General features: G+C 41.4%; 19 protein-coding genes and 2 tRNA genes. 5 read left to right on the top strand and 16 right to left on the bottom strand.

Annotated elements, in window-relative coordinates; genetic code table 11:
- Positions 1–27: 27 nt before the first annotated feature.
- Complete coding sequence (locus SJY28_RS03865) at positions 28–591, top strand: hypothetical protein (protein ID WP_379543494.1); 564 nt, start codon at positions 28–30, stop codon at positions 589–591.
- 119 nt (positions 592–710) lie between these two features.
- Here SJY28_RS03865 and pnp read toward each other — a convergent pair whose 3' ends face one another.
- The 14 genes from pnp to tpiA all read right to left on the bottom strand — a co-directional run bounded on the left by pnp (position 711) and on the right by tpiA (position 14,525).
- Positions 711–2,813, bottom strand: coding sequence for a polyribonucleotide nucleotidyltransferase (gene pnp, locus SJY28_RS03860; protein ID WP_101204658.1), 2,103 nt, complete (start codon positions 2,811–2,813; stop codon positions 711–713).
- A 689-nt stretch (positions 2,814–3,502) separates the two neighbouring features.
- Positions 3,503–3,769 (bottom strand): 30S ribosomal protein S15, encoded by a 267-nt coding sequence (gene rpsO / locus SJY28_RS03855; protein ID WP_045443035.1) that lies wholly within the window; start codon positions 3,767–3,769, stop codon positions 3,503–3,505.
- A 383-nt stretch (positions 3,770–4,152) separates the two neighbouring features.
- Positions 4,153–4,329: a hypothetical protein gene (locus SJY28_RS03850; RefSeq protein ID WP_379543493.1), complete on the bottom strand. Its 177-nt coding sequence runs from the start codon at positions 4,327–4,329 to the stop codon at positions 4,153–4,155.
- A 113-nt stretch (positions 4,330–4,442) separates the two neighbouring features.
- Positions 4,443–4,604, bottom strand: a complete 162-nt coding sequence (locus tag SJY28_RS03845; RefSeq protein WP_341610002.1) for a hypothetical protein — start codon at positions 4,602–4,604, stop codon at positions 4,443–4,445.
- Positions 4,605–4,701: 97 nt separating this feature from the next.
- Positions 4,702–5,226 (bottom strand): type 1 glutamine amidotransferase domain-containing protein, encoded by a 525-nt coding sequence (locus SJY28_RS03840; RefSeq protein WP_379543492.1) that lies wholly within the window; start codon positions 5,224–5,226, stop codon positions 4,702–4,704.
- Between the two features lie 397 nt (positions 5,227–5,623).
- Positions 5,624–6,718, bottom strand: coding sequence for a tRNA pseudouridine(55) synthase TruB (truB, locus tag SJY28_RS03835; protein ID WP_379543491.1), 1,095 nt, complete (start codon positions 6,716–6,718; stop codon positions 5,624–5,626).
- A gap of 9 nt (positions 6,719–6,727) precedes the next feature.
- Positions 6,728–7,117 (bottom strand): ribosome-binding factor A, encoded by a 390-nt coding sequence (locus SJY28_RS03830; RefSeq protein WP_102078739.1) that lies wholly within the window; start codon positions 7,115–7,117, stop codon positions 6,728–6,730.
- Positions 7,118–7,317: 200 nt separating this feature from the next.
- Complete coding sequence (gene infB / locus SJY28_RS03825) at positions 7,318–10,044, bottom strand: translation initiation factor IF-2 (protein ID WP_057757754.1); 2,727 nt, start codon at positions 10,042–10,044, stop codon at positions 7,318–7,320.
- A 148-nt stretch (positions 10,045–10,192) separates the two neighbouring features.
- Positions 10,193–11,677 (bottom strand): transcription termination factor NusA, encoded by a 1,485-nt coding sequence (gene nusA, locus SJY28_RS03820; protein WP_057757751.1) that lies wholly within the window; start codon positions 11,675–11,677, stop codon positions 10,193–10,195.
- A 135-nt stretch (positions 11,678–11,812) separates the two neighbouring features.
- Entirely contained in the window at positions 11,813–12,313 is a 501-nt protein-coding gene (rimP, locus tag SJY28_RS03815; protein ID WP_057757748.1) for a ribosome maturation factor RimP, read from the bottom strand.
- A 452-nt stretch (positions 12,314–12,765) separates the two neighbouring features.
- A tRNA-Met gene (locus tag SJY28_RS03810) sits at positions 12,766–12,842 on the bottom strand.
- Between the two features lie 122 nt (positions 12,843–12,964).
- Positions 12,965–13,048, bottom strand: a tRNA-Leu gene (locus SJY28_RS03805).
- A gap of 141 nt (positions 13,049–13,189) precedes the next feature.
- Positions 13,190–13,498 (bottom strand): preprotein translocase subunit SecG, encoded by a 309-nt coding sequence (gene secG / locus SJY28_RS03800; RefSeq protein ID WP_191114493.1) that lies wholly within the window; start codon positions 13,496–13,498, stop codon positions 13,190–13,192.
- 202 nt (positions 13,499–13,700) lie between these two features.
- Complete coding sequence (gene tpiA, locus SJY28_RS03795; RefSeq protein ID WP_379543490.1) at positions 13,701–14,525, bottom strand: triose-phosphate isomerase; 825 nt, start codon at positions 14,523–14,525, stop codon at positions 13,701–13,703.
- 384 nt (positions 14,526–14,909) lie between these two features.
- Between tpiA and pilB the strand changes: the two genes are divergently transcribed.
- From pilB to coaE, 4 genes are all read left to right on the top strand, one after another.
- Positions 14,910–16,625, top strand: a complete 1,716-nt coding sequence (gene pilB, locus SJY28_RS03790) for a type IV-A pilus assembly ATPase PilB (protein ID WP_379543489.1) — start codon at positions 14,910–14,912, stop codon at positions 16,623–16,625.
- A gap of 220 nt (positions 16,626–16,845) precedes the next feature.
- Positions 16,846–18,069 carry a type II secretion system F family protein gene (locus SJY28_RS03785; protein WP_201572148.1) on the top strand — a complete coding sequence of 408 codons (1,224 nt, stop codon included), beginning with the start codon at positions 16,846–16,848 and terminating at the stop codon, positions 18,067–18,069.
- A gap of 7 nt (positions 18,070–18,076) precedes the next feature.
- On the top strand, positions 18,077–18,976 hold the full coding sequence (locus SJY28_RS03780) for a prepilin peptidase (protein ID WP_379543488.1): 900 nt from the start codon (positions 18,077–18,079) through the stop codon (positions 18,974–18,976).
- Between the two features lie 126 nt (positions 18,977–19,102).
- Positions 19,103–19,789, top strand: coding sequence for a dephospho-CoA kinase (gene coaE / locus SJY28_RS03775; protein ID WP_379543487.1), 687 nt, complete (start codon positions 19,103–19,105; stop codon positions 19,787–19,789).
- Here coaE and rlmB read toward each other — a convergent pair.
- Complete coding sequence (gene rlmB, locus SJY28_RS03770; protein WP_379543486.1) at positions 19,752–20,522, bottom strand: 23S rRNA (guanosine(2251)-2'-O)-methyltransferase RlmB; 771 nt, start codon at positions 20,520–20,522, stop codon at positions 19,752–19,754. The genes coaE and rlmB overlap by 38 nt on opposite strands.
- Positions 20,523–20,743: 221 nt before the next feature.
- The gene (locus tag SJY28_RS03765; RefSeq protein WP_057757729.1) at positions 20,744–21,079 is read right to left on the bottom strand and encodes a pyrimidine/purine nucleoside phosphorylase; all 336 of its coding nucleotides are present in this window, start codon (positions 21,077–21,079) and stop codon (positions 20,744–20,746) included.
- Positions 21,080–21,092 lie beyond the last annotated feature (13 nt).

The following is a 21,092-nucleotide window of genomic DNA, read 5'->3' as shown; positions in this document are numbered from 1 at the left end:
CTTGATTTGGTTATAGAGAGGCTTACGATGGCGATTTTACAACTCACACATGCCTCTATTTTAAATAGTAATGCACAGTTGCTTATTTTACCTGTCAACAATGCTGGTGTCGTTTTAGATCCTGTACTCACACGAGCGAAAACTCTATTTCCTGATAATTATAGTCGCTATCATCGCGCGTGCCGCGATGGTAGTCTGAATGTTGGTAGCTGCTTAATTAATAAGCGTACACGTGAGCAGGTCGGACTTGGTATCAGTAGTAACGGTAACCAGCCAAACTATATTGTCAACCTTGTGATATCAAACCATCCTTATCATCCAGCGCGCACACGTTGGCTGACTGCTGCCTTGATTGATTTGCAACAGCAAATAATGCCGCTTATACGTTACCAAGGCATACGCAGAGTTGCATTACTTGCACGGCCACTTATCTCAGGCAGACCACGTGATATCGTATCCAATGAAAGCAATACAGTAGATACCCTGCCTTTAGACTGGCATGCTGATACTTTGCCATTACTAACTGAGTACTTACAAGACCTACCAAAACTTCGTATCGATATACACCTGCCTAAAAGCATTGAGTTATAAATGGCCTTTTAGCTAGCCAGTCATCATTTTTTTGGACACATAAAAGAACCGCCTTGAATACTCATAACGAGCATTTCAAGGCAGTTTTTTATTATTTAAACCACATCAGATATTGAGTATTAGTTCTGCTCAACACCTTTCATAGTCAGTTTGATACGACCACGGTTATCAACGTCTTGTACGAGTACTTTAACGACCTGACCTTCTTTTAGGTAGTCTGATACATTCTCTACACGCTCTTCTGCGATTTGTGAAATATGTACTAGGCCATCAGTGTTTGGCAAGACATTTACAAATGCACCGAAGTCGACGATACGCGCAACGGTACCTTCATAAGTTTTACCAACTTCAACTTCAGCAGTTAGTGCTTCGATTTTGCCGATAGCTGCCTTGGTCGCTGCTTTGTTTTCACCAAAGATACGGATAGTACCAGCATCATCGATATCGATAACCGCGCCAGTTTCTTCCGTTAGCTGACGGATAGTTGCGCCGCCTTTACCGATAACGTCACGAATCTTGTCTGGGTTGATTTCGATAACCGCGTAGTTTGGTGCATGAGCATTGATTTCAGTACGGCTCTCAGGCAATACTTGGTTCATTGCTTCTAGGATATGGATACGACCTGCATGAGCTTGTTTAAGCGCTTGCTCCATGATGTCAGGGGTAATACCTTCGATTTTGATATCCATCTGAAGTGCAGTGATACCGTTTTTAGAACCAGCTACTTTAAAGTCCATATCACCTAGATGATCTTCATCACCCAAGATGTCTGACAATACAGCAAAACGATCACCTTCTTTAACCAGACCCATCGCGATACCAGCAACTGGTGCTTTTAATGGTACGCCTGCGTCCATCAATGCCAGACTTGCACCACAAACAGAAGCCATAGAAGATGAACCGTTAGATTCAGTGATTTCTGATACCACACGAATCACATATGGGAAACGCTCACTATCTGGCAACATTGCTTGTACACCGCGGCGTGCTAGACGACCATGACCGATTTCACGACGTTTTGGAATACCTTCACGGCCCGTTTCACCAACTGAGAAATGCGGGAAGTTGTAATGCAGCATGAAATGGTCACGAATCGTGCCACCTAGTGAGTCAATCATGTTGACGTCACGGCTGTTACCAAGTGTGGTAGTAACCAAGGCCTGCGTCTCACCACGTGTGAACAATGCTGAACCATGCGTATACGGCAATACACCAACTTGTACGTCAAGCGCACGAACTGTCTCAGGGTCACGACCATCGATACGCGGCTTACCTGACAAGATGTTGTCACGAACAGTACGATATTTAAGGTCGTTATAGATTTCTTTAAGCTCAGATACGGTATCAGCATAAGTTTCTGACTCAGCATCACCAGCAAGTGCATCAATAATTGATTGCTTAATTTCATCAAGCTTCGTGTAACGTGCTTGCTTATCAGTAATGGTATAAGCGTCAGCAACTTGCTCGCCGAACTGCTCTTTCATGCTGCTAGTAAGTGCTTGGTCACGCTCAGGAGCAGAGTATTGCTGCTTAGCAGTGCCGATTTCTTCAGCCATTGAAGCAATGTTATCAATAACAATTTGTTGTTGCTGATGACCGTACAATACTGCACCTAGCATCTGGTCTTCTGACAGCTCTGCCGCTTCAGATTCAACCATCAATACTGCAGACTTAGTACCAGCTACAACCAAATCTAGATCACTGGTTTCAAGCTGCTCAGACGTTGGGTTTAGAACGTATTCACCGTTAATGAAACCAACACGAGCGGCAGCAACAGGACCATTAAATGGCGCATCAGAGATAGCCAGTGCTGCTGAAGCACCGATTAGTGCAGCGATATCTGCAGACTGAGTTTTATCTGATGATACAACTGTAGCAGTGATTTGTATTTCGTTTACGTAGCCTTCTGGGAATAGCGGACGAATCGGACGGTCAATCAAGCGTGAAGTCAACGTTTCAAATTCGCTCGCACGGCCTTCACGTTTGCCGTAAGCACCTGGAATTTTACCTGCTGCATACATTTTTTCTTGATAATTAACCGTTAGCGGAAAGAAGTTTTGACCTTCTTTAGCTTCTGATTTTACGACTGCTGCAACTAATACTGTTACGCCGCCCATGTGTACTAAAATAGAGTTTGCTTGACGGGCAATACGGCCTGTCTCGATAACAACCTGCTGGTTGCCATATTGAAATTCACGCTTAATGGTGTTGAACATTGTCATATAATCTTCCTAATGTTGACTGACAAAACTGATATCAGCGTCAAAAAAGCTGATATCTGTCATTAAAATTCTGTGTATATGGCTATCAGTTGACATGCTTTCTATTAGAAATCATCGCAACCAATGCCAATAACGTTACTTGGTTATCTCATATATTTGTCTGAGTTAGACATCGTACTATTATGTATATTCGGTCGTGCAATTTTGGCTTTACTATAAATACTATCAAAAAGACATTAAGTCAAAAGACTTCGATGCTAAAAACCCTACAGGCTATTTTCTGAGCTTTCAAATATCAGCTATCTGCGCTGATTACCAAGCCAAATAATGAATATCTTATTAATAATCGCCATATCTGTAGCAGATGCGCTATCAAACTCACAAGGCATTATTTTACAGTGATTTATAGCCATTGACCAATTAATTGCACAGTAGCGCAATTATCGTCAGAAAATACCGTATTTGGGGCTTGGCTAGTACAGTTTATACCAATATTCCTCTTAGCTATTCCATAAAAGGAGTTACAGCTCTTACTATTTGAGCACGGTGTCTAAAACGAATAAGCATAAAAAAACGGCGTGAAACTATTCCACACCGTTTTTAGAAAAATTTATTTTATCGATAACAACAAACAATTTCCAAGCGATTTAGCAAAAAATTCAGCCTCCACTCGTACTATTGTCGTTAGATTAACGACGTAGACCTAACTGGCTGATTAGAGTAGTGTAACGACCAAGGTCTTTACCTTTTAAGTAATCAAGCAGTTTACGACGCGTGTTAACCATACGGATAAGACCGCGACGGCTATGATGGTCAGCTTTGTGTGCTTTAAAATGGTTCTGCAAATCATTGATACGAGCACTCAACAAAGCTACTTGAACTTCTGGAGAACCAGTGTCATTTTCGCCACGTTGGTATTGAGCGATGATTTGTTCACGATCGGTATTAGTTAGCATAAATATCTCCGGCAATGCTAAAAACTTTAAAAAACGGACTGCAATTTGAGTCAGTATTAAAGCAATAGAATAATAAATAAAATAACCTGTACGCCATTCAGGACAACCCTGCATTACTAGAGTTGACCTAGTGTACGACAAGCTCAGTTAACTACCATTTAGTATGTTTTGAATCGTACATTGTATTTAACTATAGCACTACTTAATCAAAATAATGGGCTAACTACAGTACATCATTCAAAACCTAATTTAAATGTGGGGGTAATTATAACAAAAAACTGCTGAACTAGCAGCAGTTTTTCATAATACTTGTAAAGCAACATTTAATTTCTAGTAGCTAGTATTCTATAGATAACTAGCTATTAACATCCTACCTAAGCAGACTATTTGTTAACATCAGCTTCTTTCGCATTGCCGCCTAGTTCATCATCTTCAAGAGGCGCGGCAGTAGTCACTTCCGCTAAGCTGTCTGGGGCAGTATGCTCACTTGGATTGATTTCTTCAGCAAGCTTTTCAATCTCTTTTTCTTGCTCGTCCATATTGTTCGGTGAATTACTCATATTAGCTCCTGAATTATTATTTTGTGGACTAACTGTCGTTGCACTCATCGATCATAAGACGTGCAAACTATAAACATATCAATGCCACCCATTACAGGTGGCATATTAAAAACCTACTTATCTTCTTTCGCATTTTCTAAGTTAGCTGCGATACGTTCTGCTGCTGCTTCGCTGTTTTCACTATGATTGTCTTCAGTTTGACCTTTAAGTGCTGCTCCTGCTGAATCAGAACGTTGTTGCTCAAGTTTAGTATCGTTTGGATTAGAGTTTGACATAGTATCTTCCTTAGTTATGGTTATAAATGTTAATTATAAAAATTTGAAATTTAATAGTACTTAATTAATTGAACTTGTTTAATTAGAATTCAAAATTCTAAGATAATGCTTTATCTATAGCATTAACAAAATTGGGTATATCATCTGGGTTACGTGAAGTAATAAGATTGCCATCTATTTGTACTGTCTTATCTACGTAGTTTGCTCCAGCATTTTCTAAATCTAGTTGCAACGTAGGGTAAGCGGTAAGGGTTTTGCCTTTAGCAATACCTGTATTGATAAGAACCCAAGGAGCATGACAAATAACAGCTAATGGCTTGCCTGCTTCATTAATAGCATTGATAATTTTATGAGCCTTTTCGTTGCCACGAATAGTATCTGCGTTGACAGTACCGCCTGGTAAAACCAATGCATCATACTCAGAAACGTTAGCATCTTCTACAAAGATATCGGCAGTAAAAGTATCACTCTTATCTACGTCTTGCTGCATGGCTTGCACTTCTTTTTTATCATTTGTTGTTATGAGAAGTGTCTTGTAGCCTTTGTCTTTTAGCTGATTATTGACGTCTTCGTACTCTGCTTGTTCGAAGTGGTTATGTAGTAAAAAAGCGATCGTTTTCATAACTTTCCTTCTTCTTATCTATTAGTTTTTGTGAACCATTATATTTTTATAAGCTAGTTTTATTATTATTTGGTATTACATTTTCCTTTGAACTATTTTATTTTTATTCAAATGCGTCCTTTCTGCATTACTTTTTTCTTCTAATTGGTTACTTTTAATTGGCTATTATTTTAATTATTTGCTTTATAGCAATTTTTTATTTTTATACTACTTATCCATTTTGTTTTTTAGCTCAGCATTCCCTATCTGATGAATCTAGAGTACAAAAAAAACAGGTTTCACCATAGGCGAAACCTGCAATAAAATGTGACGGTATGTGATTAGTGTAAACTATTAGTAAATCAGGCCAATGTTAGGTGGTATTTTTTCTATTTAAGTAACATTGGTGAAAACGTTACTATTGGCGCTGAATCAATTTCTTAGGTTGTAAACGTCCGTTTAAGCTCACAGACCCCAAACCAAGAAACTCTCCCTGCTCATTGAGTAAACGTATATCAACAGGTATTTCGTGCTCTAGTAGCTGAGACGCATCAAGTTCAGTATCAGCTTTACCATTGGTACTAGCGTCATCATTGGTACCGACAGAACTATTATTAGATAGTTGGTCAGAAACTATATTAGCAACATAATCTTTGAGCTTACCTGTTAGCTCATCAAATACGTTTAGGCGCTGCCCCATATGTACGCGGGCGCATTGTTCCTCTGTCAGCATCAGTTCAGCATCGATATCAATACAAGCATCGATAGGCAGCAGCCAAGACTGACGCTCCTCTAAACCATGCTCTTCTAATGAAGGTAAAGCGATCGCATCATCAATGCTGAAGTTCCCTACCTGTGTACGACGCAATGCCGTCAAATGTCCTAGCGTACCTAGCTGCTTTGCAATATCTTCCGCTAATACACGTACGTAAGTACCTTTCGTACAAGTAACCGTTAGATTAATCTGGGTATCGTCTATCATCTGTAGATTGATTGCTTTAATCGTGATATCTCTAGGCGGTCTATCAACCTCAATACCTGCACGAGCATATTCATACAGTTTTTTGCCATCTTTTTTTAGCGCTGAATACATCGGTGGTATCTGCTGCTGAGCACCTAAAAACTGCTGGGCAATAGTCGCTAATGAGTCTTCATCAAATACTGGAATAGAAGCCTGCGTTACGATTTGGCCATCAGCATCACCAGTATCGGTTTGACTACCTAGCAAGATAGTCGCTTGGTAAGATTTATCAGCATCCAGTTGATAATGGCTAAACTTGGTGGCTTCACCCAAGCAAATAGGCAACAGGCCAGTTGCCATCGGATCGAGCGTTCCTGTATGTCCTGCCTTTTTACTATCGTGTATCGGTGATTTAAATAAATACTTCACTTTTGACACGACTTGCTGCGAGGTCATACCTTTGGGTTTATCCACCAATATGACACCTGAAACTTTTACTTTATCAGGCACTTTATTGGCTTGTTTATCAACTTGCTTAGACGCTATAGACATAATAATAATTTACTCGTCATTCTCGTTTTGCTCAGTTTTAGTCACGGCCTTACTAATCAAGTCCATCATGTAGTTACCACGAGCAGTTACTTCATCATAATGAAAACGTAGGCGCGGCGTAGTACGTGTCTTTAAGCTATGGCTTAGTTCCGTACGCAAAAATCCTGCCGCTTTGTTCAATACTTTGATGCTTTCTTCATGGTTGGTCTTGTTCATAGCATCATTGAGCTCAGGCTCCATGATAGTGACATAGACGTCCGCATAGCCTAAATCTGGGCTAACTTTAACACTAGAAATCGTGACAAAACCTGTTAGACGAGGATCATTAACTTCATCGCGAATAAGAACAGCAAGCTCACGCTGAATCTGATCCGATAATCTTTGTAAACGTTGGTTCATGTTATTACCTTACTTTAATGGGCTTATTTTATTACTGTATGAGTCTGCTGATTAATAGATGTTGCACTGATATGTGCTAAAAAAGGCCTAGCAGGATGTACCTGTTAGGCCTAAGTACAGCTGAATATTAGCAAAGTATCTAAAAGCTCAGCGGATTACGCATATTGCATTAGTACATATTCTGCTATCGAACAGCAGCTTTAGATAGTACGTGCGAACTCTTGAATTTCAAAGACTTCGATCTTATCGCCAGCTTCAACATCATAACCACGAACGGCCAGACCACATTCCATACCAGTACGTACTTCATTAACGTCTTCTTTATAGCGACGTAATGATTGCAATTGACCAGTAAAGATAACTTGGTCATCACGCAATACGCGGATAGGTTTGTTGCGATAGATTGTACCTTCGACCACCATACAACCGGCAGCAGCACCGAACTTACTAGAACGGAATACTTCACGAACGTCTGCAACACCAAGGATTTTCTCACGATGTTCAGGAGCAAGCATACCGCTCATTGCTGATTTCACATCATCGATCAAACCATAGATTACGCTATAGTAGCGAATATCCATGTTAGCAGTATCTGCTTTACGACGTGCGGTAGCATCTGCACGAACGTTAAAGCCTAACAATACCGCTTCACTAGATTCGGCAAGGGTTACGTCAGACTCAGAGATAGGACCAACGCCTGAACTGATCACTCTGACTTTTACTTCATCAGTAGACAATTCATTTAGGGCAGCTAGTAGTGCTTCCAGTGAACCACGTACGTCTGTTTTCAGTACGATATTCAAGAATGACACATCGCCTTGGCCCATCTGATCAAACATGCTTTCCAAACGCATGGCATTTTGACGCTCAAGTTGACGCTCACGCTCACGATTGGTTCTAAAGTCCGCAACTTCACGAGCTTTCTTCTCATCCGTCACAACTAGGAACTCACTACCAGCAGCAGGTGTCTCAGGCAGACCTAAAATCTCTACAGGAATAGAAGGACCAGCTGACTTAATACGTTGGCCATGCTCGTCAGTCAATGCACGAACTTTACCATAATGCTCACCAGCTAGAACCAAGTCGCCTTGTTTCAATGTCCCTTTTTTCACTAGGACACTAACAACAGGACCACGACCTTTTTCAAGTCTTGATTCAATAACCACACCCTGAGCAGCACCGTCTAGTGGCGCTTCTAGTTCCATTAGCTCAGCTTGTAAGCTAATGAATTCTAGTAGGTCTTCGATACCTTCGCCTGTTTTGGCTGAGATACGAGCCATTGGTGTATCGCCGCCCCATTCTTCTGAAACAACTTCTTTCGTCGTTAATTCATTAAGAACACGGTCAGGATCAGCGCCTGGCTTATCCATTTTGTTGATAGCAACAATAATCGGCGTACCAGCTGCACGTGCATGATCAATTGCTTCTGCTGTTTGTGGCATCATGCCATCGTCAGCCGCAACCACCAATACAACGATATCAGTCGCTTGAGCACCACGTGAACGCATTGCGCTAAACGCTGCGTGACCTGGAGTATCAAGGAAAGTAATAACGCCGCGATCAGTTTTTACATGGTAAGCACCAATATGCTGTGTAATGCCGCCCGCTTCACCATTCGCAACTTTCGTTTCACGAATTTTATCTAGTAGTGAGGTCTTACCATGATCGACGTGACCCATAATAGTCACTACTGGTGGACGAGTCTGGATGTTACTACTACGCTCATCAACTGCGTACTGTAAGTCATCTTCGACTTTAGTATCACTAACTGGTACTGGGTTGTGGCCCATTTCTTCAACAAGCAAGCTTGCGGTTGCTTGATCAATCGTATCTGACTCACGAGCCATTTCACCCATTTTCATAAGTAATTTGGTTACTTCGCGAGCTTTAACCGCCATACGCTGTGCAAGATCGGCAACTGAAATTTGCTCACTAATCTCGACATCATAGACAATTTTTTCAACAGGTTTTTCAAACTTATGCTGTGATGCCTGAGTTGAACGCAAACCGTTTTTGCGGTTTTTGATTTCGCGCTCATCTTGGTTCTTACGACGACGACCACGAGTACCAGTACTGTTCGAACCGCGTTTGATTTCGCGACGCTCTTTTTCGAAAGACTCTTCTAGTGCATCACCGACCAAACCTTCAGCCAATGGCTCATCTTTACGTACTTCAGTAACAGGCTCACGATCTGTATATTTACCAGCCATTTTGCGCATTTGCTCAAGTGTACGCTTTTGCGCTTCTTCAGCTTGTGTGCGGCGAGTTTCTAATTCAATTTCACGCAGACGCGCTTCTTCTTTCTCACGAGTCTCGCGAGCTTTACGCTCAGCAGCGGTTTCAACTTTAGGCTTGGTTGCAGCAACCTTTTTCTTCGGCTGCTCTTTAGGCTTAACTTCAGCCGTCGCTTTACCGCCTTTTTTGACGACAACTGATGTAGAAATATCATCATTTTTGTCGTCTGATTTTTTGCTAGAGCCTAAGCTTGCACGCATTGCTGCTAGCGTTGCTGCTTGACGCTCTTCCGCTTTTTTCTTGGTAGCGGCGCGTTCTTCAGCTTCTTTTGCAGCACGTTCTTGAGACTCAATCAGAGCCTGCTCACGAGCGGCTAGCTCTTCAGCCATTTTTTCTGGATCAGGCTTTTCGAATACTTTCTTTTTACGCACTTCTACGTTGACGCTCTTAGATTTACCAGAAGAGCCGGTCACACGTGCAGTACTGGTCGTCTTAGATTTAAGACTAATACGACGCTTTTCTTGTTGACCATGACTTTGCTTTAAATACGTCACCAGCTTTTCTTGCTCAAGCTCGGTGACTAGGTCATCCTCTGCGCGAGCAGGCAGGCCAGCATCTACTAATTGCTGCTTTACAGCATCTGTAGTTTTGCCTACCATTTCTGCCAGTTCTTTGACGGTCTTATCTGCCATTTATTATCACCTACTGTCTATTATTTGCTATATGTTCAATTCAGTTGTTGGCTACAAATGATTGGGTTAAGGCTGATACTTATAAATAGATATCAGCGCTTTATTCTCAATAGCATATCACCAAAAGACAGCGATATGCAGTTACCGCTTATTCATCGAACCAAGATTCCCGAGCTTTCATGATGAGTTTTCCTGCAGTTTCAGAGTCTAATCCTTCGATATCTTCTAGATCGAAGACGGCTTGTTCTGCCAAGTCATCAACAGTAATAATGTCTTTTTGCGCCATTTTATAAGCCCAACTGACTGTCATACCTTCAAGCTCTTGAAGCTCTTGACTTGGCTCTTTCATGTTCTGTTGTTTGACCAGTTCATCAGCGATGACGACTTCTTTAGCACGCTCTTGAATCATATCAATCGCTTCATCGTCTAGACCTTCGATATCATAGAAAGTCTCAACTGGTACATAGGCAACTTCTTCAATACTGGTAAAACCAATATCAACCAATGCCTGTGCTAAATCTTTATCTACTTCTAGGCGCTCATAGAATAATTCAATAAACGCTTTTGATTCGTTTTGTTGACGTTGCTGATACTCTTCTTCAAGCATCATATTCAGCTTATAGCCCGTCAACTCAGAAGCTAGACGTACGTTTTGACCTTGTGATCCAATAGCACGCGCCAACTGATCATTAGTGCTAAAGATAATATCTGCCGTTTGCGTATCTTCATCTAAAATGATACTGCTTACGTCAGCAGGCTCTAGAGAGCTGATGATGAACTGGGCAGGATCATCTGACCATACCACCACATCAATACGCTCACCGTCTAGCTCTTGCTGTACTGCTTGGATACGTGTACCACGCATACCAATACAAGCGCCAACTGGATCAATACGATGATCGTTGGTTTTCACGGCTATTTTAGCACGAGTACCTGGCAGACGAGCGACGTTACGAATTTCGATAATTTGTTCTGCAATCTCAGGCACTTCTTTTTGCATCAATGCTGATAGCATTTCAGGATGCGTGCGAGATAACAGTAACTGCGCACCGCGGTTTTCACGGTTTACATGGTACAAGATAGCGTTGATACGCGATTTTGCACGGAGTTGTTCGCGTGGCAACATTTGATCACGTGACAAATAACCTTCAGCATTGTCACCCAAATCGATGATATAGCCATCACGAGTCTGTTTTTTGACTTCGCCATACATCATCTCACCAACACGTGGCTCGAAAGCGTCTGCAACTAGTGCACGCTCAGCTTCACGAATCTTTTGGATGATAACTTGTTTGGCTTGAGTAGCAGCAATACGACCAAATTCGATTGATTCGATTTGCTCTTCTTTGATATCCCCAATTGACCATTCTTCTTGATCAAGATCGGTGATAGCAAGCTGACAAGCTGGCATTTCATGGTCTTCATCTGCAACCACTGTCCAGTAACGATAAGTATCGTAATCGCCAGTTGCACGGTCGATCGCTACTCGTACAGCCACTTCTGGCTGCTCGGTATATACTTTTTTCTTAGTCGATACCACTAAAGCATCTTCAATTGCTTCAAAGATATCTTCAGGATTTAAGCCCTTTTCATTACTGACAGTTTCTACTACCGTTAAGATTTCACGACTCATGCTATACCTGTCCTATCATTTTTTAATTGACTTAAATTTTATAATTTGGGTGCTGCTATTATATAGTTGCTATAAGCCACATAAGCTATTGGAAGATAAAACTGTCTATCTATAAACAGTTACCCTAGTAAAAATCTAGGCATCTTCATAAATCAAATTGGCTTTATCAATATTACTTAATGCAATCTCAAACTGCTCGCCATCGCTTGACGTCAGTTTTAAAGAGTTTTCATCAATACTATCTAAAGTACCTGTGGCTTTACGACGTTTTTGATCGCCTGTACCGATGGCTTGAATCAGACGCAAGCTCACAGTTTGACCAACATATGCATGCATTTGCTCATCTGAGAAAAACGCACGATCAAAACCAGGCGAAGATACTTCTAAGATGTACTCACCAGCGATAGGATCATGAACTTCTAAGATACCGCTTACTTGATGGTTTACTGCCGCGCAGTCTTCAATCGTTACTTGTTTATCTTGGGCTTGCTCTTCTGGCAATGCCTCAATATAGATACGTAGTAAAGAGCGACGACCTTGTGGCGCAAACTCGATACCCCATAATGACACATCACAAGCGGCCACGGCAGGGGCAATAATATTAGTCAGTTCTGCAACTTTAGTCGAAAGCTTCATAATCTCTTTGTATTTTCCTATTCACTTATCTATCGTACTTAGTAAACCGTATTAAAAATTGACTCTTATCTATATATAGCAATCTTATGATGATAAGAATCACGGTCAGTATATAATTTTAAATCACAAATATATGATACATATTGTGCATTTATATAGGGACGAGCGTAAAAAACATCAAGCTCGGCCAAACAATGCTTTTATTATTTATAAAGCACTACTATCGATAAAAGTATGAGGAATAAAAGATAGTGTTGCTTAAGAAGCATCGTGCCGGTAGCGGCCGATGATGACCAGTGACGAGTAATATCGTACTCTATAGACTTAGAGCTTAGCATAAGTAGGATAGATACCGCGATAACACTGACCTTCAGATACAAAAAAACCCACAAACATAATGGTGGGCTAATCGGTACTGACAAATTTAGTGTACAAAACATCAGTATAAAAAGTGGTAGCGGGGGCTGGATTTGAACCAACGACCTTCGGGTTATGAGCCCGACGAGCTACCAGACTGCTCCACCCCGCATCAATCTAGAACGCATATTATAGGGAGGTTTCGTAGAAGTGTCAATACTTTTTTAAATTAATTATAAAATAAGTATTATCTGCTAAAAATCCAACCTGACGTTATGCTACGTCTGTAAAACTTGGTGCGATTGGGGGGACTTGAACCCCCACAGCTTTCGCCACCACCCCCTCAAGATGGCGTGTCTACCATTCCACCACAATCGCATTGTACTGCTCTGTCTCTATCGTCCAGTCTATAATCAATGATGCTTAAGGTAGGCATCTATAGAACAGGAGTTGCGAAAACAGGAAAGCATTGTAAATCTAACCTACCAAAATAGCAAGCGCTGCCTACTTAAAAGAGGCTTACTCGGAATGTTGAGTCATTGGGCGCGGCGTTTGCGGTGCTGAAACTGGCGCATCTAGACGAAACTGATCTTCTGCTTGCTTACGAGCATGAACAGCAAGCGTCATACTCGTAATAAAAAATATGACCGTTAGTACTGCCGTGGCACGCGTCAAGAAGTTAGCAGTACCTGCTGCGCCAAATACTGTACCTGATGAACCGGCACCAAAAGAAGCTCCAGCGTCTGCCCCTTTACCATGCTGTATCAGGATCAAGCCGATCATGGCAATGGCCACAATAATATGCAGGGCTAATATAAACGTAAACATGGTGGCCTCTTTTGCCGCGTAATGACGACTGATAACGGAAAATAAAACGTAAGGTTAATAGAATGACAATCGGCATGATTAAACGCCAAATCGACTATATAAATAAGGCGCATTGTACACGATTGCAAGGGCAGTGTTAAACCTACTTTTACTAACCGATAAAACCATACCCTCTATAAGCTATGATCTTGATATATGAGCGTTATTTATTCATTTGAGCATTGGCTTGGTTAAAGGCATCGGCAATCGCTAGGAAGCTCTCTGCTTTTAACGAAGCACCGCCCACTAATGCGCCATCAATCATAGCGTCAGAAGCAAAGCTATTAGCATTATTAGCATTAACACTACCGCCATACAGCACGGTAATCGTATCTGTTATAACAGCAAAGCTTGCAACCGTCTGCTTGATATACTGATGAGTCTTACTCACTTCTGCCACAGTAGGCACTTTACCTGTACCAATGGCCCATACAGGTTCGTAAGCGATGAGCAGCTTTTCAGATAACGATGATGCTAAATCTGGCTGCTGAGTCAGTAAGTCCTTAATAACCGAGAGTTGCTCATTGATAACGTCGATTGTTTGACCATTGTCATACTGTTCTTGTGTTTCGCCGATGCAAAACACCGCGCCTAAGTTCTGAGAAAACGCATGAGACAATTTGCTTATCAGGCATTCATGAGACTCTTTGTGATATTGACGACGCTCAGAGTGGCCAAGTAGCGTCCAAGTAGCACCTGCATCTGCTACCTGCTGTGCTGAGCAGTCACCAGTATAGGCTCCTGTACTTGCACTATAGGTACTAACGTCCTGTGCTGCACAAAGTATTGAGCTATCTGCTAGACGCGTACTCACTGTACTTAAATGAACACAACTTGGTGCTACCATTAATTTACAGCGGTTTTCTAATGTCTGCGAGTTGGCTTGTTCTTCAGTATTAACTTTAGTCAATAAGTCGTCCAATAGTGCATTGACAGCACTGTTAGTCGCAGGATTCTGTTTCCAATTGCCAATTACCCAAGCTTGCATACTTATTTACCTTGTCTCATGTATTCATACCAATTCGGCTAATATGCGCGTCAGTATAACAAATAATTCGTAAGTGCTATAGTAGCGTGCCACCATGAGCAGAATCACTTCTGCAAACTTATCTACAGACAATGTATCAATCGACCGTTATTTTTACGAGCTAGTCGTCTAATGGTATATATAAATTTTTCAAACTAAAGTAAAGTTCTATACTACAGAATGTATAAAATCAAATATTGTTGCTAGTTCTATATATAGATATACAGGTAGATAAGATAAACAAAGCAAGACAGTTATAGCGAGTTATCAACTAGAAACAACAAGTATATAGCGGGCAATACCAAGCAAGTCTACAGAATATTTTGTATCAAAGGAGAGGTTATAATGTCTATCGCAACCAGTAAGTACGGCGGTCTAGCGCAGCAACTGATTAGCGACGGTGTCGTTAGTGAAGCGAATATGAAGACGGCACAAATTGAATCGCAACAGCAGCAAATAGGATTGGTACCCTATCTAGTAGACAACAAATTGGCCGATGCTTATCATCTTGCCCAAATGCTATCCCAAGCTTTCGGCGACCCTCTATTCGATCTTGATGCATTAAACGTTGATGTTATTCCAAAAGACTTGGTTGATGAAAAAATCGTTCGTAAGTTTAATGCTTTACCACTCTTTAAACGAGGACAACGTCTATTTGTCGCACTAAGTGATCCCACACGCGTTGATGCTATTGATGCGATTGCCTTTAATTCTCGACTGTCGATAGAAACCATTGTTGTCGAAGAAAATAAGCTTAAAAAGCGTATTGAAAATATTTACGCGGATACGATGCAAAGTTTTGATAGCTTTTCTGATAATGATTTAAGCGTTGGTTTTGAAGATGGTGATGAAGATAAAGAGGATGGCGAAACTCAGCTGAGCGACGGCGTCGATGAAGCGCCTGTCGTGAAATTCGTCAATAAAATGCTAGTCGATGCTATCCGTATGGGTGCTTCTGATTTACATTTCGAGCCATACGAAAAATCTTTCAGAGTACGATTTCGTGTCGATGGCGTCATGCAAAAAATGGCCAATCCACCGGTTCAACTTGCGAATAAAATTGCAGCACGTTTAAAGGTCATGTCTCAGATGGATATCTCAGAACGTCGGGTACCACAAGATGGGCGTATTAAACTAAAAATTTCTAAAAATAAAGCGATTGATTTCCGGGTAAACTCATTACCGACGTTATTCGGTGAAAAGCTTGTTTTGCGTATCCTTGACCCATCATCAGCCATGCTAGGTATTGATGCATTGGGCTATGAACCAGATCAGCAGGAAATGTTTTTAGAGGCATTACACAAACCACAAGGCATGCTGCTTATCACTGGTCCTACTGGTTCTGGTAAGACGGTATCACTTTATACTGGTATCAACATCTTGAATACTGGTGCAACCAATATCTCAACGGCTGAAGATCCAGTCGAAATTAACCTTGAAGGAATTAACCAAGTCAATGTCAATGCCAAAGTTGGTCTAACGTTTGCTAATGCGCTTAAGTCTTTTTTACGTCAAGACCCTGATATTGTCATGGTCGGTGAGATTCGTGACCTTGAGACTGCTGAGATCGCTATTAAAGCTGCGCAGACAGGCCATATGGTTCTTTCTACTTTGCATACTAACTCGGCACCTGAAACATTAACGCGTCTACGTAACATGGGTGTTGCCTCTTTTAACATTGCCACATCAGTCAACCTAGTTATTGCCCAACGATTGGCACGACGTCTCTGTAAGAACTGTAAAAAACCTATTGGCATACCGCGTCAGAGCTTATTAGAGATTGGTTTTACTGATACTGATCTAGATAACACTGATAATGTCATTTATGAACCAGTCGGCTGTAATGAATGCCGTGAAGGTTATAAAGGCCGTGTAGGTATCTATGAGGTGATGAAAGTCAGCCCTGATATTTCACGCATTATCATGGAAGATGGTAACGCAATAGATATCAAAGACGCTGCCATTAAAAACGGTTTTCGCGACTTGCGACGTTCTGGAATTTTAAAAGTATTGCAAGGTGTCACGAGTATTCAAGAAATGATGCGGGTAACTTCTGAATAATAAGTGAAATCATAAAATATATGCTATGTCTTAGTATCTTGACTTTTAGTTGCTAGAAAAGTTATAAACTAGCAATGTTCTTTATCGTATAACTTTAAAAATAAAACAGATAGACACTGGTTTTTTAAGCTAAAATAAAGTACGCCTGACTAATATTTCAAGTCTGGTATTTTATTGTAGGTTTACAATATCTATATTGGACCATTTTGAGGGTAGTAACATGGCAAAAGCTAAGACCGATATGTTGTTGGACTTTGTTTACGACGGTGTGAATCGACGCGGGCAGAAAGTTAAGGGCGAAACTACCAGTCGTAGTTTAGAACTGGCAAAAGCGACCCTACGTAAACAAGGTATCACGGTTAAAGGGATTAAGAAAAAACCAAAACCACTTTATACCTTTAAAAAAGCCATTAAAGCCATTGATATTGCTATTTTTGCTCGGCAGCTAGCAACAATGATGAAAGCGGGCGTACCTTTAACCCAGTCTTTCGAAATTGTCGCCGACTCCCTTGATAATCCAAGTATGAAAGACTTAGTATTGCAAATCAAAGCAGATATTGAGGCAGGTGGTACCTTTGCTTCTGCACTGCGCAAACATCCGCGCTATTTTGATGATTTATTCTGCTCCCTCGTCGAATCTGGTGAACAATCAGGTGCACTTGAGACGATGCTTGAACGAGTAGCTACTTACAAAGAAAAGAGTGAGCTTCTAAAAGCAAAAATCAAAAAGGCGATGAAGTACCCTATTGCTGTTATCGTAGTTGCTATCATTGTCACTATAATTTTGCTCGTAAAGGTAGTACCTGTATTCTCTGGATTATTTGAATCATTTGGAGCGGAATTACCTGCTTTTACTCAGATGGTAGTAGCGATGTCTGAATGGATGCAGGCATGGTGGTTTATTTTGATCATCGTCATTGGTGGATCAATTATCAGCTTTACTGAGGCTAAAAAGCGCTCTAAAAAGTTCCGTGACTTTTTGGATCGGGCTACGCTCAAAGCTCCGATATTTGGAAACATTGCTTATCAAGCAATTATTGCTCGTTTCGCTCGTACACTATCTACAACTTTTGCTGCTGGTGTGCCGCTTATCGATGCCTTAGATTCTACTGCTGGTGCGACCAACAATGTTGTTTTTTACAATGCTACCCAGCAAATTAAGAGTGACGTATCTACTGGCCAGCAATTACAGTTCTCTATACGATCTACAAACTTATTCCCAAGTTTAGCTATTCAAATGGTTGGTATTGGCGAAGAATCTGGTAGCTTAGAAGAAATGTTAGATAAAGTCGCTGTCTACTATGAAAACGAAGTTGATAATGCCGTCGATGGTTTAACCAGCTTGATGGAACCACTCATTATGTCCGTATTAGGTGTATTAATTGGTGGCCTAGTCATTGCAATGTACTTACCAATCTTCCAGATGGGCTCAGTAGTAGGATAATTATTTAATGCAATTTATACAGTTACTACAAGAGAATATTGCCCTAGCTTTATTCGTATTTGGCCTATTAGGTCTTTGCGTTGGTAGTTTTTTAAATGTTGTGATTCATCGCATACCGCTGATGATGGTGTATGGTTGGAGACAAGAGTGTAGCCAATTTATGTCTGAACAGACCGATATGCCACGCGAGCATACGCTACCCATAGCAAGTATTGTCGCTACTGACCAACCAATTACTTTAAGTCGACCTGCCTCACGCTGCCCTCATTGCGCACATAAAATTAAGTGGTATGAAAATATCCCTTTAATAAGTTGGCTGTTATTACGCGGACGCTGTTCAAGTTGTAAAGCCGCTATCGGTCTGCGTTATCCTCTCGTTGAACTAGTAACTGCCCTCTTATCCGTATTAGTAATATATAAGTTTGGGGTAAATACTACAGGCTTGTCCGCATTGGTTTTAGTATGGACACTGGTTGCTCTAACAGGTATCGACTTTGACACACAGCTACTACCTGATCGCCTTACCTTTCCTTTAGCAGGCTTAGGATTGGCGGTAAACTCACAAAGCTGGTTCGTCTCACCAACACAGTCGATATGGGGATTACTACTTGGATTTTTATCGCTATGGATAGTAGTCAAAGTGTTTTACTTAATCACTAAAAAACATGGAATGGGCCAAGGGGATTTTAAATTACTAGCAGTATTAGGTGCTTGGCTTGGGCCTATGATGTTACCTTTGATTATTCTACTATCGTCTTTACTCGGCTCTATCGTTGGGTTGATCTTGATGAAACAACAAGGTGAAAGCCGACCTTTTGCTTTCGGGCCTTATATCGCTATCGCAGGTATCGTTGCCTTATTATACGGCTCAGATATCGTCAGTTGGTATCTCGGTATGTATGTCTAATAATTGACAGCGTACACTAGATTATTGTAGTAAATTTTCGGCAGTGACCCATGAACGAAACCTTAAAAGGCCGATTGTGAGTTCAAAACTGCATTCATTGTTCTATCTGTCAGATAAGCCATTATTATGTCAAAAAATACATCGCACTCTTATTCACACCAACCACAAACCACTCAACCAAAAAATAAGAAGCTTGTGGTTGGTTTGACGGGTGGTATCGGTAGCGGTAAATCTGCCGCTAGTGCTTGGTTTGCCGAGCAAGGCATCGATATTATTGATGCAGACGTGATCGCCCATGAGACTGTCGCTAAAGGTAGCGTCACTCTGCAGAAAATCCAGAAAAAATTTGGTGATTGGATACTGACGGATGATGGTGTTATGGATAGGGCTGCTGTACGTACACACGTATTTGCAAATCCTGAAGCGCTGATTGAGCTTGAAGCTATTACTCATCCAGCGATACGTGAGACAGCAAAAGCACAGCTAGATGCTAGTACTTCACCGTATATAATCTTGTCTGCGCCCCTACTTATAGAGGCGGCAGAAGCAGGACTGGCCAATTTATGTCAACGTATTTTAGTCATGGATGCGACCGAAGACACGCAGCTTGCGCGTGCCAGTCAGCGTGATGATCAAAGCATACAAAAGATTAAAGCCATTATGACCAACCAGCTTAGTCGTGAAGAGCGTAATCGTCATGCAGACAATGTCATACTCAATGAGAGCGACCTTGCCTCTCTATATCTACAACTAGAACCTTTACATCAAGAGTATCTTACGCTTGCCCAGCAGCTAAAGTTCGCTGGCGATTAACCTCATACAATGCTATGCCAGTAGCAACACTCACGTTTAGGCTCTGTAGATTACCATGCTCGTTTCCTGACATTGGAATATAAACCAACTCATCACAGCTTTCCATTGTCAGGCGACGCATACCCTCTCCTTCTGAACCCATAATAATAGCGGTCTTGCCAGTTAGGTCAGCGGCATGTATTGGCTTAGCCTCTTCACTAAGTGCCGTACCAAATACGAAAACGCCTGCATTTTTGATTTGCGATAACGTGCGTGCTAAGTTCGTAACGCTGACGATCGGCATCATCTCTGCTGCGCCAACCGATACTTTAGCCACTGTTGGCGTTAGACTCGCTGCATGGTGTTTTGGACAAACCACTGCATCCACACCCATAGCCACTGCGGTACGTAGGCAAGCGCCAAAGTTATGTGCATCGGTGATTTGATCTAGTACCAATAATAAGCACTGTTCACGGCCAATGATAGTATCAAGTAAACCTTCATCAGCGAAACCTAACGGACGAGCATTGAGTACCACGCCTTGATGCTGCGGACTGCCACATAACTGCGTCAGCTTGTCTTTTTGAGTTGGTTGAATGCTAATGCCGTTTGCTTCAGCTTCAGCCATGATAGCTTGTACATGACTGTCACTCTCACGCCCTTGCTGTACAAACAAGCTAAGACCATCAAGAGGACGATGTTCAAGTAACGCATCAATTGCATGAATGCCGTAAAAATAAATGGGTTTTGCCATAATAGGCCTACTAAATATAAAGTGGATATCGCACTAGGCGACGGGATAAAAGAGGATAACGTCGACTTTAAATGTCATAGCTCATTGATGATGAGAGAACAGTAAACCAAACGTCAAAAAAGAAATAAACAATACCAATCCGATATTGTTTATTTTCTCGAAACACTAATGTGTGATAGAACAAGCGCTAGAATGAAAGCTCAAGCGCCCTATTAATAATATCAGCCTTCTAGATGACAGACATATTGAACAATTTCTTCAGTACGTAGGTTAAAACCGCTATTGCCTTCAACGACAAATGATTGACCTGCACGGTAGTAGCTGAATTCATCGTCACCATTAATTTTCACTTCACACTCACCACTGGTGATTTCGATACGCTCAGAAGTGTTGGTGCTAAAGTGATAATGCTCAACCAAGTTGTCACAAGGTAAGATCACGCCTAGCGTTTTATGGCGGCCATCCTCAAACATAATGGTATGGCTTGAGCAGCGACCATCATAAGATACTGTCGCTTGGGCATTAACTGTTACGTTAGTAAATTGCGCCGCTGTCATAGTGGCTTCCTTA

The sequence above is a fragment of the Psychrobacter sp. R86515 genome (assembly GCF_042466315.1).
Taxonomy (GTDB): domain Bacteria; phylum Pseudomonadota; class Gammaproteobacteria; order Pseudomonadales; family Moraxellaceae; genus Psychrobacter.
Note: the sequence above shows the minus strand (reverse complement) of the source record. Positions and strands in the feature narration are given on the sequence as shown.